General features: G+C 72.6%; 9 protein-coding genes and 1 pseudogene. 6 read left to right on the forward strand and 4 right to left on the reverse strand.

The genetic code is table 11. From position 1 onward, the window contains the following. Positions 1-53: 53 nt before the first annotated feature. The gene (locus QFZ71_RS08575; protein ID WP_307667659.1) at positions 54-542 is read right to left on the reverse strand and encodes a ribose-5-phosphate isomerase; all 489 of its coding nucleotides are present in this window, start codon (positions 540-542) and stop codon (positions 54-56) included. A 230-nt stretch (positions 543-772) separates the two neighbouring features. Between QFZ71_RS08575 and QFZ71_RS08580 the strand changes: the two genes are divergently transcribed. Then, entirely contained in the window at positions 773-2,206 is a 1,434-nt protein-coding gene (locus QFZ71_RS08580; RefSeq protein ID WP_307667660.1) for an amino acid permease, read from the forward strand. Between the two features lie 109 nt (positions 2,207-2,315). Then, positions 2,316-3,625: pseudogene (locus QFZ71_RS08585) on the forward strand (FAD-binding oxidoreductase). A gap of 8 nt (positions 3,626-3,633) precedes the next feature. Here QFZ71_RS08585 and QFZ71_RS08590 read toward each other — a convergent pair. Beyond that, a complete protein-coding gene (locus QFZ71_RS08590) occupies positions 3,634-4,227 on the reverse strand; it encodes a biotin transporter BioY (protein ID WP_307667661.1) in 594 nt (197 codons plus the stop codon). A 507-nt stretch (positions 4,228-4,734) separates the two neighbouring features. Here QFZ71_RS08590 and QFZ71_RS08595 point away from each other — a divergent pair. The 3 genes from QFZ71_RS08595 to QFZ71_RS08605 all read left to right on the forward strand — a co-directional run bounded on the left by QFZ71_RS08595 (position 4,735) and on the right by QFZ71_RS08605 (position 9,797). Continuing rightward, a complete protein-coding gene (locus QFZ71_RS08595) occupies positions 4,735-6,840 on the forward strand; it encodes a serine/threonine-protein kinase (RefSeq protein ID WP_307667662.1) in 2,106 nt (701 codons plus the stop codon). Between the two features lie 165 nt (positions 6,841-7,005). Beyond that, on the forward strand, positions 7,006-8,523 hold the full coding sequence (locus QFZ71_RS08600) for an amino acid permease (RefSeq protein WP_307667663.1): 1,518 nt from the start codon (positions 7,006-7,008) through the stop codon (positions 8,521-8,523). A 203-nt stretch (positions 8,524-8,726) separates the two neighbouring features. Further along, the gene (locus QFZ71_RS08605) at positions 8,727-9,797 is read left to right on the forward strand and encodes a glycerophosphodiester phosphodiesterase family protein (RefSeq protein ID WP_307667664.1); all 1,071 of its coding nucleotides are present in this window, start codon (positions 8,727-8,729) and stop codon (positions 9,795-9,797) included. A 97-nt stretch (positions 9,798-9,894) separates the two neighbouring features. On the opposite strand, the gene QFZ71_RS08610 is transcribed toward QFZ71_RS08605, so the two are convergent. Beyond that, positions 9,895-10,566, reverse strand: a complete 672-nt coding sequence (locus QFZ71_RS08610; protein WP_307667665.1) for a Dps family protein — start codon at positions 10,564-10,566, stop codon at positions 9,895-9,897. 206 nt (positions 10,567-10,772) lie between these two features. Further along, positions 10,773-13,031: a transketolase gene (tkt, locus tag QFZ71_RS08615; protein WP_307667666.1), complete on the reverse strand. Its 2,259-nt coding sequence runs from the start codon at positions 13,029-13,031 to the stop codon at positions 10,773-10,775. A gap of 301 nt (positions 13,032-13,332) precedes the next feature. On the opposite strand from tkt, the gene QFZ71_RS08620 reads away from it, so the two are divergent. Then, positions 13,333-13,971, forward strand: a complete 639-nt coding sequence (locus QFZ71_RS08620; RefSeq protein ID WP_307667667.1) for a superoxide dismutase — start codon at positions 13,333-13,335, stop codon at positions 13,969-13,971. The last annotated feature ends 86 nt before the right edge of the window (positions 13,972-14,057 follow it).

Consider the following 14,057-nt stretch of genomic DNA (forward strand, 5'->3'; position numbering starts at 1 on the left):
CCGCCGGGTCCGGGACCCGGCGGCACGGGGAGGCGGGGGTGCGGCGGGGCCGGTCAGCCCTGCTGCGGGTGGTGGGCCGGGATCGGGGGAAGCTCGCCGGTGGTCTCGTACGCCGAGAGCATCTCGATGCGGCGCGTGTGGCGCTCCTCGTTCGAGTACGGGGTGGCGAGGAAGATCTCGACGAACTTCGTGGACTCCTCGACCGTGTGCATCCGGCCGCCGATCGCGATGACGTTGGCGTCGTTGTGCTCGCGTCCGAGGGCGGCGGTCTGCTCGCTCCAGGCCAGTGCCGCGCGGACGCCCTTGACCTTGTTGGCGGCGATCTGCTCGCCGTTGCCGGAGCCGCCGATCACGATGCCGAGGCTGCCCGGGTCGGCGGCCGTCTTCTCGGCGGCGCGCAGGCAGAACGGCGGGTAGTCGTCCTGGGCGTCGTAGATGTGGGGGCCGCAGTCGACGGCTTCGTGGCCGTGGGCGCCGAGCCACTCGACGAGGTGGTTCTTGAGTTCGTAGCCGGCATGGTCGGATCCGAGGTACACGCGCATGGTGCGAAGTGTGGCACGAACTTCGGGGGGTAATCGTCAGCGGGGTCCGGGCTTCCCGCCCTTCGCGCGCGATGTGGTCAACGCCACGCGGGCAACGATCGGGCAAATGATCTGGAAGAGGGGGTTCCGTTTCCGTCCCTTTCCGGGCTTCAATGCGTGGCCTTGTCTTCGCACCACCCCACGGCGGAGCAGGGCGCATCCTCAGGTTCGAAAACGTAAGGACTCCCCCCATGACGTCGCAGACGACGCTGGCGAAGCCGGGCCAGGAACCCGGCGAGCCGGACCGGACGGACTCGTCGGACGGGCTTCAGGCAGGCCTGAAGAACCGCCACCTCTCGATGATCGCGATCGGCGGTGTGATCGGCGCCGGGCTCTTCGTGGGTTCCAGCGCGGGCATCGCGGCGGCGGGCCCGGCGATCCTCGTCTCGTACGCGATGGTCGGCCTCATGGTCGTCCTCGTGATGCGGATGCTCGGCGAGATGGCCGCCGCCCGGCCCAGCTCGGGTTCCTTCTCCGCCTACGCCGACCAGGCGCTCGGCCGGTGGGCAGGGTTCTCCATCGGCTGGCTCTACTGGTTCTTCTGGGTCGTGGTGCTCGCGGTGGAGGCCACGGCGGGCGCGAAGATCCTGGAGGGCTGGATCCCCGGTGTGCCGCAGTGGGCCTGGGCGCTGATCGTGATGGTCGTCCTGACCGCCACCAACCTGGTCTCGGTGGGCAGTTACGGTGAGTTCGAGTTCTGGTTCGCCGGGATCAAGGTCGTGGCGATCGCCGCGTTCGTGGTCGTCGGCTTCCTCGCGGTCTTCGGGTTCCTGCCCGGTTCGGACAACCCCGCGTCCGGGCTCGCGCATCTGACGGACTCCGGCGGGTTCTTCCCCGAGGGGCCGGGCGCGATCCTCACCGGTGTGCTGATGGTCGTCTTCTCGTTCATGGGCAGTGAGATCGTGACGCTGGCCGCCGGTGAGTCGACGGACCCGCAGCGGGCCGTCTCGAAGGCCACCAACAGCGTGATCTGGCGGATCGCCGTCTTCTACCTCGGCTCGATCTTCGTGGTGCTGACGCTGCTGCCGTGGAACGACCCGTCGATCGTGGAGAAGGGCAGCTACGTCGCCGCCCTGGACTCGATCGGCATCCCGCACGCGGGCCAGGTCATGGACTTCATCGTGCTGACCGCCGTGCTGTCCTGCCTCAACTCCGGCCTCTACACCGCCTCCCGCATGGCGTTCTCGCTCGGCGAGCGGGGCGACGCGCCGAAGTCCTTCGCCAGGGTCAACCGGCGGGGCGTGCCGCAGACGGCGATCCTGTCGTCGGTGGTCTTCGGCTTCGTGGCGGTGTTCTTCAACTACCAGTGGCCCGACACGGTCTTCCAGTTCCTGCTGAACTCCTCCGGCGCGGTCGCGCTCTTCGTGTGGCTGGTCATCTGCTTCACCCAGCTGCGGATGCGCGGGATCATCCTGCGCGAGACACCGGGCAAGCTGGTCGTGCGCATGTGGCTCTTCCCGTACCTCACCTGGGCGACGATCGCGATGATCTCGTTCGTCCTGGTCTACATGCTGACCGATGACACGGCCCGCGAGCAGGTCGTGCTGTCGCTGCTGGTCGCGGCCCTGGTGGTGGGCATCTCGCTGGTACGCGAGCGGCGTGGCCGCAAGGCCGCCGCCCGGTGATCGCCGCCCGTCCGCCGCGCACCGTGATCCATACCTGACGGAGGCTGTCAGGTAGGACGGGGAAGCTCTCCTTCGCACCGCAGGAACGCGAGCGAAGGAGAGCTTTTCCATGTCGTCCCCCCAGCACCGGTCGCGGCCCGAGGGGCCCGCTCCCGCCGGCTTCCAGACCGGCTTCCCGATCCGCCCCGACCGGCTGGTCGAGGCCCGCACCCCCGACGACGTACGGGAGGCCGTGGCGTACGCCGCCGAGCGCGGGCTCCGGGTGACCGCGCACGCCACCGGGCACGGGCTGCCCGGTGCGGTCGAGGGCGGCGTCCTCGTGCTCACCCGCGCCCTGGACTCGGTCACCGTCGATCCGGTCGCCCGCACCGCCACGGTCGGCGCGGGCGCGACCTGGGGCGCGGTGGCCGCCGCCGCGGCCCCGCACGGCCTCGCCCCGCTCAACGGCTCGTCGCCCTCGGTGGGCGCCGTCTCGTACACGCTGGGCGGCGGACTGGGCATCCTGGCCCGGCAGTTCGGGTACGCCGCCGACCACGTCCGGGCGCTGGAGGCGGTGACCGCGGACGGGGTGCGGCGCCGGGTCACGCCGGAGCGCGAGCCGGAGCTGTTCTGGGGGCTGCGCGGCGGCGGACACCGGCTGGGAGTGGTCACCGCACTGGAGATCGGCCTGGTGGCGGTGGAGCGGCTGTACGGGGGGACGATCGCGTTCGGCGGGGAACGGGCCGCGGAGGTGGTGGCCGCCTATCTGGAGTGGACCCGGACCGTGCCCGAGACCCTGACGTCGTCGCTGGCCGCGCTGGTCCACCCGGACATGCCGCGGCTTCCCGAGGAGTTGCGGGGACGGTACGCCGTCTCGGTGCGGGTCGCGTTCACGGGGGACGCGGCCGAGGGTGAGCGGCTGGTGGCCCCGCTGCGGGCGATCGGGCCCGCGCTGTCGGACTCGCTGCGGGAGATGCCGTACACGGAGAGCTCCACGATCCACAACGACCCGCCGTTCCCGCACGCGTATTACGGGGACGGGCTGATGGTGCGGGAGCTGGACGCGGAGCGGGCGGCGCGGGTCCTGGAGCTGACGGGGCCCGGCGCGCCGATGATGACCGTGGTGCAGCTCAACCACCTCGGCGGGGCCCTGGCCGAGCCGCCCGAGCCGGCGAACGCGCGGTGCCCCACCGGGACGCGCGGTACCTGCTGCGGGTGCTGTCGCCGCTGGACGGTACGGACGTGGCGTCGGTGCGCTCGCTGTACGAGGAGGTGGCCGGGGTGCTGGGGTCGCGGGTGCTGGGACGGTCCCTGAACTTCTCCTTCGGCGGCGGCGACCGTACCACCGGTCTCCACGGGCCGGAAACGGCGAAGAGGCTCGCCGGCCTGGTCTCCCAGTACGATCCGGCGGGCCTCTTCGGGGGCCCCTACGAGGGCTGAGCGGTGACTCAGCCGCGGCGGCCGAGGAGCTTCCACGTGGTCGGCAGCACGCCCATGGCCAGGGCCGCCTTGAGGGCGTCGCCGATCAGGAACGGGGTGAGGCCCGCCGCGACGGCGGCGCTCAGCGACATCCCGGTGGACAGCGCGAGGTAGGGCACGCCCACGGCGTAGATGATGGCGGAACCGAGGATCATGGTGCCCGCGGTGCGCAGCACCGAACGGTCGCCGCCGCGCCGGGCGAGCGCGCCGACGGCGGTGGCGGCCAGGAGCATGCCGAAGACGTAGCCGAGGGACGGCATGCTCCAGCCGGAGGACGCCTCGGCGAACCACGGCATGCCGGCCATGCCGACGAGCGCGTACAGGGCGAGCGAGAGGAAGCCCCGGCGGGCGCCGAGCGCGGTGCCGATGAGGAGCGCGGCGAAGGTCTGGCCGGTGACCGGGACCGGGGAGCCGGGGACGGGGACGGCGATCTGGGCCGCGATGCCGGTCAGGGCGGCGCCGCCGAGGACGAGGGCCGCGTCCACGGCGTAGCGGTGCCGGGCTGCGGGCAGCAGGTCGGCGAGGACCGCTCCGGAGCGGACGGGGGCGGCAGCAGTGCTCATCGGGACTCCGCGGGTGAGGGCGGTCGGGCCTGGGCGGCCCCCGCCGGGCAGGGTGGGGTCGGGCTCCCGCCGACGTTAGCCCACGGGTCGGCGCCCGATCACCATCAGCCGCCCACAAAGCGGCGGTTGGCGGCTTGGTGGGATTCACACAAAGCCCGCCGCGCAATCATGTTCCCGCGTGACACGCGTCACGGAGGTGAGGGCGTTGTCGGCGCGTTCCGGCGGGGAGGGCGCTGGGCGGCGGGACTGTAGCTTCCCCATAAACGATCAGCTCCCCCGTGAACGATGCGCTTCCCCCTGGACGATCCGCTTCCCGCGGGGACGAGCGGTCGGCTCCCCGGCGGCTCCGTACACGGGTCGGGAGCGGGCCGTCCCGCACGGCGGGGTCCGGCGGCGGCCACCGATACCCTGTTCCGGGCCGGCCGGCCGGGACAGGGCGCGTACGCGCGCCGACGGGGCCGCCGTGGCCGGTGCGGGGTACGGGTGGAGCACAGGGGGACGACAGACATGACGTTGCTGGGTGAGGATCCGCGCTCGATGGGCTCCTACACGCTGGAGGGCAGGCTCGGGGCCGGCGGGATGGGCGTGGTGTACCTCGCGCGGACGCTGTCGGGCCGGAAGGTCGCCGTGAAGGTGATCAGGCCCGAGCTGGCACAGGATCCCGGGTTCCGGGACCGCTTCCGCCGGGAGGTCGAGGCCGCGCGCCGGGTCAGCGGGGCGTTCACGGCTCCCGTGGTGGACGCCGATCCCGAGAGCGACACCCCGTGGCTGGCGACCTTGTACGTGCCCGGCCCGTCGCTGGCCGAGCGGGTCCTCGCCCGGGGGCCGCTCACCGTGGCCGAGGTGCGGCAGCTGGCGGCCGGGCTCGCCGAAGCGCTGCGGGACATCCACCGTGCCGGTCTGGTGCACCGGGACCTGAAGCCCGGCAATGTGCTGCTGGCCCGCGACGGGCCCCGCGTCATCGACTTCGGCATCTCCCGCGCCGCCGACGCCACCCAGCTCACGCACGCCGGGACGGTGGTGGGCACGCCGCCGTTCATGGCGCCCGAGCAGTTCCGGAGCGCGGACGTCGGCCCGGCGGCGGACGTCTTCTCCCTCGGCTCGGTGCTGGTGTACGCGGCCACCGGGCACGGGCCCTTCGACGGGGACTCCTCCCATGCGATCGGGTTCCGCGTCGTCTACGAACAGGCGGACCTGACGGGCCTCTCCGAGGAGTTGTGCCGCCTGGTGGTTCCGTGCCTGGCGAAGGATCCCGCGCTGCGGCCGACCGTCGGGCAACTGCTCGACGCGCTCACGCAGGCGGCCCGCGAGGCCGGAGGACAGCCGGCCCCCACACTCGCGTTCACGCGGCCCGACCCGGAACCGGCCCCCGTAACCGCACCCGCACCCGCCCTTCCGTACGGCCCGCCGGTCAGCGCCCCGGACGGGGTCCGGCCGGCGCCCGCCCGCGCGGGCCGTCGTGTGAAGCCGGTGTGGCTCGCCGTGGCCGCTGCCGCCGTGGTGGTGGCGACAGCCGTTCCGCTCGTCATCAGCGGGCTCCCGGACGGTGACGACGACAAGGCCGGCCCGAACCCGAGCACGAGCCCTTCGGCTTCCGCCACCCGTGCCCGGCCTTCCGTGGACCCCTCGTGCGGCGCCGCCGGAAGTCTGCTGCGCGGAGCCGGGTCCAGCATGCAGCAGCGGGCCATGAGCAGTTGGGCCGCCGGCTACGCCCGCGACTGCCCGGGCGCCCAGGTCGCCTACGAGGGCAACGGCAACGGAGTCGGCTTGCTCGACTTCCAGACCGAGAAGAGCGACTTCGCGCTTCTCGACGACGCGATGACCCCGGACCAGGCGAAGTGGGCCCAGCGGCGCTGCGGTCCGGGAGGCGCCCTCCAGATCCCCGTGACCACGCTGCCGATCGCGGTCGTCGTCAACCTCCGGGGCGTCGACTCGGTGACCGTCGACGCACGCACCCTGGCGATGATCTTCCAGGGCTCCATCACCCGCTGGAACGACCCCGCGCTCGCGGCGCTCAACCGGGGCACGACCCTGCCCGACCGGAAGATCGCCCCCATTCACCAGCTGGGCACCGCCACCACGACGCTCATCTTCACCACCTACCTGGCCGAGGCGGCGCCCGACGTCTGGAGGTACCGGCCCTCGGGAGGCATGCCCGAGCGGGTCGGCCGAGGCGCGCCGGGCCCGCAGGAGGTCGCGGAACTGGTGGCGAAGACCGAGGGCTCGATCTCCTACGTGGCGATGCAGTACATGACGTCGATGGAGCTGAAGCCCGCGTTCCTGGACACGGGTGGCAGCGAACCGGTCGGCCCGACGCCGGAATCGGTGACCGCGGGAGCCGCCACGGCGCAGCGCGTGACCACCGGCGGCACCGACCTGGCGATGGACATCGATCACGCCATGCGCGCCAAGGGCGCGTACCCGATCGTCCGGTTCGGATACGCCGTCCTGTGCGGCACGGACGACGCGGCGGGCAAGGCGGCGACCGCGCGCGGCTTCTTCACCCACGCCGTGAGCAAGGACGGCCGGCGGTCGGCCGGCGGCCTGGGCTACGGGCGGCTCCCGGAGGAGCTGAGCGGTCAGGTACGGGACGTGCTGCGGACCACGGGGTGAGTCCGCTGCCGGGGTGGCGCCCCGGCCGGGCGCATCCCCCGGTAGGCGGGTGTGCACCTTGTGTGAGCCTGGTGACCGTATAGCGGACACTCTTCCCGTGTGAGCGGTGCGGATGCCCAGACTGTGGGTTCTTCCCCCGTCTCGACTACCGAACAGAGCTCGTCCATGCCTCGGACTTCCGCGTCTCCCCCCACCGCTGACGCCGCGGCCCCCGCCGGCCCCTCGGCGGACTCCGCGCTCACCCACGGCCTCAAGCAGCGGCACCTGTCGATGATCGCCCTCGGCGGGGTGATCGGCGCCGGGCTCTTCGTCGGCTCGGGCGCCGGGATCGCCGCGGCGGGGCCCTCGATCATCATCGCGTACGCCATCTCCGGGCTGCTCGTCATGATGGTGATGCGCATGCTCGGCGAGATGTCGGCCGCCAACCCGGCGTCCGGCTCCTTCTCCGTGCACGCCGAGCGGGCGATCGGCCCATGGGCCGGGTTCACCGCGGGCTGGTCCTTCTGGTTCCTGCTCTGCGTCGCCGTGGGCCTGGAGGGCATCGGGGCCGCGCAGATCGTCGGCGGCTGGCTGCCGGGGACCCCGGAGTGGGCCTGGGTCGCCCTCTTCATGGTGATCTTCCTGGGGACGAACCTGGCCGCAGTGAAGAACTTCGGCGAGTTCGAGTTCTGGTTCGCCGCGCTCAAGGTCATCGCGATCACGCTGTTCCTGGTCCTCGGCCTGCTGGCGATCTTCGGCGTACTGCCCGACACGGACGCGCCCGGCCTGTCCAACCTCACCGGGGACGGCGGCTTCCTGCCCAAGGGCATGGACGGCTTCATCATCGGACTCCTCGCCTCCGTCTTCGCGTACGGCGGTCTGGAGACGGTCACCATCGCGGCGGCCGAGTCCGAGAACCCGGTGCAGGGCGTCGCCAAGGCGGTCCGTACGGCGATGTGGCGCATCGCCGTCTTCTACATCGGCTCGATGGCGGTCATCGTCACGCTGGTCCCCTGGGACGACCCGAAGGTCGCCGAGGTCGGCCCCTTCTACGCGATGCTCGACCACCTGGGCGTCGGGAGCGCCGCCCAGATCATGAACGTGGTCATCCTCATCGCCCTGCTCTCCGCGATGAACGCCAACATCTACGGCGCGTCCCGCATGGCCCGGTCGCTGGTCGCCCGCGGCCAGGGCCCGTCCGTGCTCGGCAGGATCTCCTCCGGGGTGCCGCGCAACGCGGTGCTGTTCTCCTCGGTCTTCGGCTTCCTGTGCGTGCTGCTCAGCTACTGGCGGCCCGACGACGTCTTCCCGTGGCTGCTGAACATGATCGGCGCGGTGATCCTCGTCGTGTGGATCTTCATCGCGGTCTCCCAGCTGATCCTGCGCCGCCGCACCGAGCGGGAGGCGCCCGAGACGCTGGTCGTGCGGATGTGGTTCTTCCCCGTCGGCACGATCGCCGCCCTGGCGGCCATGGCGGGCATCTTCCTGCTGATGCTGCGCCAGCCGGACACCCGTGACCAGCTGCTCGCCACGGGGGCGCTGACCGTGGGCCTGATCGCCGTCGGCCTCCTGCGCCAGCGGCGGCGGGGCGACGCCGGCCCGGAGGCCGGCGACGGCACGGGTACCGGCACGGGCGATGACTCGGGTGCCGGTTCCGGCACGGGCCCCGTCGCCGGGGACGGGGCCCCGGCTCCGCGGACGTAGTTCCCGCACGGCCTCCACGGACGCCGGGCTCCTCCTCGTACGATCGGGGCGGGGCCCGGCGTTTCGGCGTTCGGGGCTCCGGTGGCCGCCACCGGGCGCCGGGCGCATCCGTGGCCGACAGGACACCGCAGGGCCGGGCGCCGTATTCCGGGCCGTCACCCGTACTCGCTTCCGTGATGGCTCACCCCACCCGAGGAGCCTTCATGTCCGTTGCCCCCAGGCGCCGTTCGATCCTCCTGGCCACCGCCGCCGTGACCGCGGCCGCCACCGCCCCGGCCGTCGCCGCCCCGACCCCGGGCCACCGGCCCCACCGCCCGTCCGGCCCTCTGGTCATCGGCCACCGCGGGGCCGCGGGCTGGCGGCCCGAGCACACCGCCGACGCGTACGCCTACGCCGTACGGGCCGGGGCCGACTGGATCGAGCCGGACCTCGTCCCGACGAAGGACCACGTCCTGGTCGTCCGCCACGAGAACGAGATCGGCGGGACGACGGACGTCGCCGACCGCCCCGAGTTCGCGGACCGCCGCACCACGAAGACGGTCGACGGCAAGGCGGTGACGGGCTGGTTCACCGAGGACTTCACGCTGCGCGAGCTGCGGACCCTGCGCACGGTGGAGCGGCTTCCGCTGGTCCGCGACCGCAACACCGTCTTCGACGGGCGGGGCCGGGTGATGACGTTCCAGGAGGTCGTGGACCTGGCCCGGCGGCTCTCACGGGAGTCCGGGCGGCGGATCGCGGTGTTCCCCGAGACGAAGCACCCGACGTATTTCCGCTCGATCGGGCTGCCGCTGGAGGAGGAGCTGATCCGGGTGATCCGCCGGAACCGGCTGACCGCCCGCGACTGCGTCGTCCAGTCCTTCGAGCCCGCGAGCCTGCGCCGGGTGGCCGCCGCCCGGCTCGGCCTCCCCCTGTGGCAGGCGCTGGGCACGAGCGGCGGCCCGTACGGGCACGGGATCACCTACCGGGAGATGATGACGCCGGCCGGGCTGGGCGAGATCGCCTCGTACGCGGAGTGGATCGGGCCGGACAAGTCCTCGCTGGTCCCGCCGAGCACCTTGCTGGCGGACGCCCACGCGGCGGGCCTGAAGGTCGGCGCGTACACCTTCCGGGCGGAGAACCAGTACCTCCCGGCCGCGTACCGCCGGGGCACCGACCCCCACGCCTTCGGCGACGCGTTCGCGGAGTACGCCTTCCACTACGGGCAGGGCGTGGACGCGGTGGTGACGGACTTCCCGGACATCGCGGCGCAGGCCAGGGACGATCTGCGGGGGTAGGGCCCGGTCCCGAGCGGGACCGGGCCGGGGGCACCGCCCGGCCGGCCTCCCAGCCGCGCCCGGGGCCCGCTGGGCGCTCCTGCCGGGACAGTGCGGCTCAGCGGGTGGTGCGGCGGCTCGCCGTGGTCTTCTTGACCGCCTTCTTCGCGGTCTTCTTCGCCGGGGCGGGCAGCGCCGTCTTCTTGGCGGGGGTCCGCCGGGCGGCGGCCCGCTTCGGGGACGCCGCCTCGGCCGCCGCCTCCTCGGTGCGGGCTCCGGCGGTCGACAGCGCGCCGGAGCCGGACTCCAGGTGGGCGCGGACGAACCACTGGAACTGCTCCAGGCCGCGCAGGTGCTCGATGAGCAGGTCCTCGGTGACCGGGTCGATCTCGCCGGCCTCCTCGACCGCCCTGCGGTGGTCCTCGATGATCCCGGTGTAGACGAGGTCCAGGGCCCCGAGGTGGGCGATGGCGTCGGCGCGCCCGACGCTGTAGTCGTCCCAGGTGCGCTCCCTGACCAGGGCTCCCGGAGTGCCGTCCGGCTCGCCTCCGAGGGCGGAGATGCGCTCGGCGGTGGCGTCCGCCATGTCCCGTACGGCGGCGGTCTGCGGGTCGAGCATCTCGTGGACGGCGATGAAGTGCGGGCCGACCACGTTCCAGTGGATGTGCTTGAGGGTGAGCGCGAGGTCGTTGAGCGCGTGCAGACGCAGGGACAGCAGGTCGATGATCTGCCGCCCCTCGTCGACGCCGAGGCCGGGGACGGTGTAACGGGGGGTGCGTGCGGGGGACATGGGGCTCCTCTGGAGTGCGGTGAAGGACGGTCCTGGTGGTGGCTTCCGTGATGCCGGTGGGTCTTCGGTGCCGGTGGGCCTTCCGAGCGTCCCGGCCGACCGAGGTCGGAGGTCGGATGGTCAGGGCCGGGGGTCGAGGCCGGGGGCCGGGGGTCAGTGGCCGGAGGCCGGGGGCCGGGGGCCGGAGGCCGGAGGCCGGGGGTCGCTCAGCCGACGTCTCCGGTGCCGCCCTCGGTCGGGGTCGCGCCGGGGCGCTCCCCGCCGGGCCGGACGGGGCCGGACGCCGCGCGCATGCTCTCCCGTGCGGCTTCGGCGACCGCGGCGGGCGTGATGCCGAACTCCTCGTACAGCCGCTCGTAAGGGGCGGACGCGCCGAAGTGCTCCAGGCTGACCATGCGGCCCGCGTCCCCCACCACGTCCCGCCAGCCCTGCGCGACGGCGGCTTCGACACTGACCCGCGCCCGGACCTCGGGCGGGAGCACCTCGTCCTGGTACGCGTACGGCTGCTCCGCGAACCACTCGCGGCAGGGCAGCGAGACCACCCGTGCGTCGTGCCCCTCGGCGGCCAGCAACTCCCGCGCCTCCAGGGCGATGTGGACCTCCGAGCCGGTGGCGACGAGGATGACGTCGGGCGTCTCCCCCCGGCTGTCGGCGAGGACGTACCCGCCGCGCGCCGCCCCCTCGGCGGAGGCGTACGCGCGCTCGCCGCGCTCCAGGACGGGCAGCGGCTGCCGGGTGAGGGCGAGCCCGGCGGGCCGGTCGTGGTGCTCCAGGACGGTGCGCCAGCAGACGGCGGTCTCGTTCGCGTCGGCGGGCCGTACGACGTCGAGGCCGGGGATCGCGCGGAGGGCGGCCAGTTGCTCGACCGGCTGGTGGGTGGGCCCGTCCTCTCCCAGGCCGATCGAGTCGTGGGTCCAGACGTAGGTGACCGGCAGCTTCATCAGGGCGGCGAGCCGGACGGCCGGGCGCATGTAGTCGCTGAAGATCAGGAACGTACCGCCGTAGGGGCGGGTGAGGCTCTGGAGGGCGATGCCGTTGAGGATCGCGCCCATGGCGTGCTCGCGGATGCCGAAGTGGAGCGTGCGGCCGTACGGGTTGCCGGGGAACTCCCCGGTCTGCCGGGACTCCGGCACGAAGGACGGCTCGCCGTCCATGGTGGTGTTGTTGCTCCCCGCGAGGTCGGCCGATCCGCCCCACAGTTCGGGCAGCACGGGGGCCAGCGCGGTGAGCACGTCGCCGGACGCCTTGCGGGTGGCGATGCCCTTGGGGTCCGGGGCGAAGACGGGCAGGCTGTCGGTCCAGCCCTCCGGAAGCCGCTGTTCCCGCAGCCGGTCGAGGAGCCGGGCCCGCTCCGGGTGGGCGGAGCGCCACTCCTGATAGCCGGGCTCCCAGGCGCGGTGGGCCTCGGCACCGCGCTCGCGGACCGCGCGGGCGTGCTCCAGCACGTCGTCCTCGACGGCGAAGTCGGCGTCCGGGTCGAAGCCGAGCAGCTTCTTGGTGGCGGCTACCTCCTCGTCGCCGAGCGCGGAGCCGTGGGCCTTGCCGGTGTTCTGCTTGGTGGGCGCGGGCCAGCCGATGATCGTGCGCAGCAGGATCAGGGAGGGCCGGCCGGTCTCGCTCCTGGCGGCATCGACGGCGGCGAGCAGGGCGTCGACGTCCTCGACGTAGTCGCCGGTCCGGGTGAAGTCGACCGTCTGGACGTGCCAGCCGTACGAGGCGTAGCGGGCGGTGACGTCCTCGCTGAAGGAGATGTCGGTGTCGTCCTCGATGGAGATCTGGTTGGAGTCGTAGAAGACGATCAGGTTTCCGAGCTCCTGGTGCCCGGCCAGCGAACTGGCCTCGGCCGTCACGCCTTCCATCAGGTCGCCGTCGGAGGCGACGACGTACACGTGGTGGTCGAAGGGGCTCGTGCCGGTGGGCGCGTCCGGGTCGAGGAGGCCGCGCTCGCGCCGTCCGGCCATGGCCATGCCCACGGCGGAGGCGAGCCCCTGACCCAGCGGCCCGGTGGTGATCTCGACGCCTCGGGTGTGGCGGTACTCGGGGTGGCCGGGGGTGGCCGACCCCCACGTGCGCAGCGCCTCCAGGTCCGACAGCTCCATGCCGTATCCGCTGAGGTAGAGCTGGATGTAGAGCGTGAGGCTGGAGTGGCCGCAGGAGAGGACGAAGCGGTCGCGGCCGATCCACCGGTCGTCGGCCGGGTCGTGCCGCATCACCTGCTGGAACAGCAGGTACGCCAGCGGGGCCAGGCTCATCGCGGTACCCGGATGACCGTGGCCCGCCTTCTGCACGGCGTCGGCGGCCAGCACCCGCACGGTGTCCACGGCACGGACGTCGAGCTCCCCCCAGCCCGCCGCTTCCGCACGGGGCGGGGCCAGTCGCGGATCGCGGCCGCGTGCGCCCGAGCCGTTCCCTCCAGGGCCGCCCGAGGTGTCGTCGGGGCCGTTCGGCGTTTCGGGGGGTGCCATCGAGTCCTCCTGGTCAGCGGGGTGTGCGGCTGCGGGCGGCGCGCACACGGTCCCGGCACCGGCCGCCCGGCTGTTGGGCCGGGTCCCCCGGAACGACAGGACCAAACGTGCGACGGCGTACGCAGCGCGAGAGAAGGAGCAAATCACCTTTGCGCGACAAAACGCAGGAGAGGAAGGGCAGCGTCGCAGGTCCTAGGCCGAAGGGCTGATCACCTCGGAACACTCCTGCTGTTAATCTGCTTCTGCATATAGGTTGCAATAACAACTTGACGGCATTCCCAGCAGTCGGAGGGCTCGCACCATGGCCACGTACACGCTCCCGGAACTTCCGTACGACTACGCGGCGCTCGAACCGGTCATCAACCCGCAGATCATCGAGCTGCACCACGACAAGCACCACGCCGCGTACGTCAAGGGGGCGAACGACACCCTGGAGCAGCTGGAAGAGGCGCGCGACAAGGAGGCGTGGGGCGCGATCAACGGCCTCCAGAAGAGCCTCGCGTTCCACCTCTCCGGCCACATCCTGCACTCGATCTACTGGCACAACATGTCCGGCGACGGCGGCGGTGAGCCCCTGGCCGCGGACGGCGTGGGCGACCTCGCCGACGCGATCACCGAATCCTTCGGCTCCTACGCGGGCTTCAAGTCCCAGCTGACGAAGGCCGCGGCCACCACCCAGGGCTCCGGCTGGGGCGTACTCGCGTACGAGCCCCTGAGCGGCAGGCTGATCGTCGAGCAGGTCTACGACCACCAGGGCAACGTCGGCCAGGGATCGGTCCCGATCCTGGTCTTCGACGCCTGGGAGCACGCCTTCTACCTGCAGTACAAGAACCAGAAGGTGGACTTCATCGAGGCGATGTGGCAGGTCGTCAACTGGCAGGACGTGGCGAAGCGTTACGCCGCCGCCAAGGAGCGCCGGAACGTCCTGCTCGCCCCCTGAGGCGACGCCGCCACCCCCGACGCCCTGCCTCGTGATCGTCTTCTCCACCTTCACCCGGGCAGGCGGATCAACGGAGAGCCCCCGCG

Origin of the sequence: Streptomyces sp. V2I9 (genome assembly GCF_030817475.1) — a bacterium.
Taxonomy (GTDB): domain Bacteria; phylum Actinomycetota; class Actinomycetes; order Streptomycetales; family Streptomycetaceae; genus Streptomyces.

Excerpts from the sequence above, each read along its gene's own strand:
- QFZ71_RS08575 (WP_307667659.1), bottom strand. The coding sequence starts at position 542 with ATGCGCGTGTACCTCGGATCCGACCATGCCGGCTACGAACTCAAGAAC.
- QFZ71_RS08580 (WP_307667660.1), top strand. The coding sequence starts at position 773 with ATGACGTCGCAGACGACGCTGGCGAAGCCGGGCCAGGAACCCGGCGAG.
- QFZ71_RS08590 (WP_307667661.1), bottom strand. The coding sequence starts at position 4,227 with ATGAGCACTGCTGCCGCCCCCGTCCGCTCCGGAGCGGTCCTCGCCGAC.
- QFZ71_RS08595 (WP_307667662.1), top strand. The coding sequence starts at position 4,735 with ATGACGTTGCTGGGTGAGGATCCGCGCTCGATGGGCTCCTACACGCTG.
- QFZ71_RS08600 (WP_307667663.1), top strand. The coding sequence starts at position 7,006 with ATGCCTCGGACTTCCGCGTCTCCCCCCACCGCTGACGCCGCGGCCCCC.
- QFZ71_RS08605 (WP_307667664.1), top strand. The coding sequence starts at position 8,727 with ATGTCCGTTGCCCCCAGGCGCCGTTCGATCCTCCTGGCCACCGCCGCC.
- QFZ71_RS08610 (WP_307667665.1), bottom strand. The coding sequence starts at position 10,566 with ATGTCCCCCGCACGCACCCCCCGTTACACCGTCCCCGGCCTCGGCGTC.
- tkt (WP_307667666.1), bottom strand. The coding sequence starts at position 13,031 with ATGGCACCCCCCGAAACGCCGAACGGCCCCGACGACACCTCGGGCGGC.
- QFZ71_RS08620 (WP_307667667.1), top strand. The coding sequence starts at position 13,333 with ATGGCCACGTACACGCTCCCGGAACTTCCGTACGACTACGCGGCGCTC.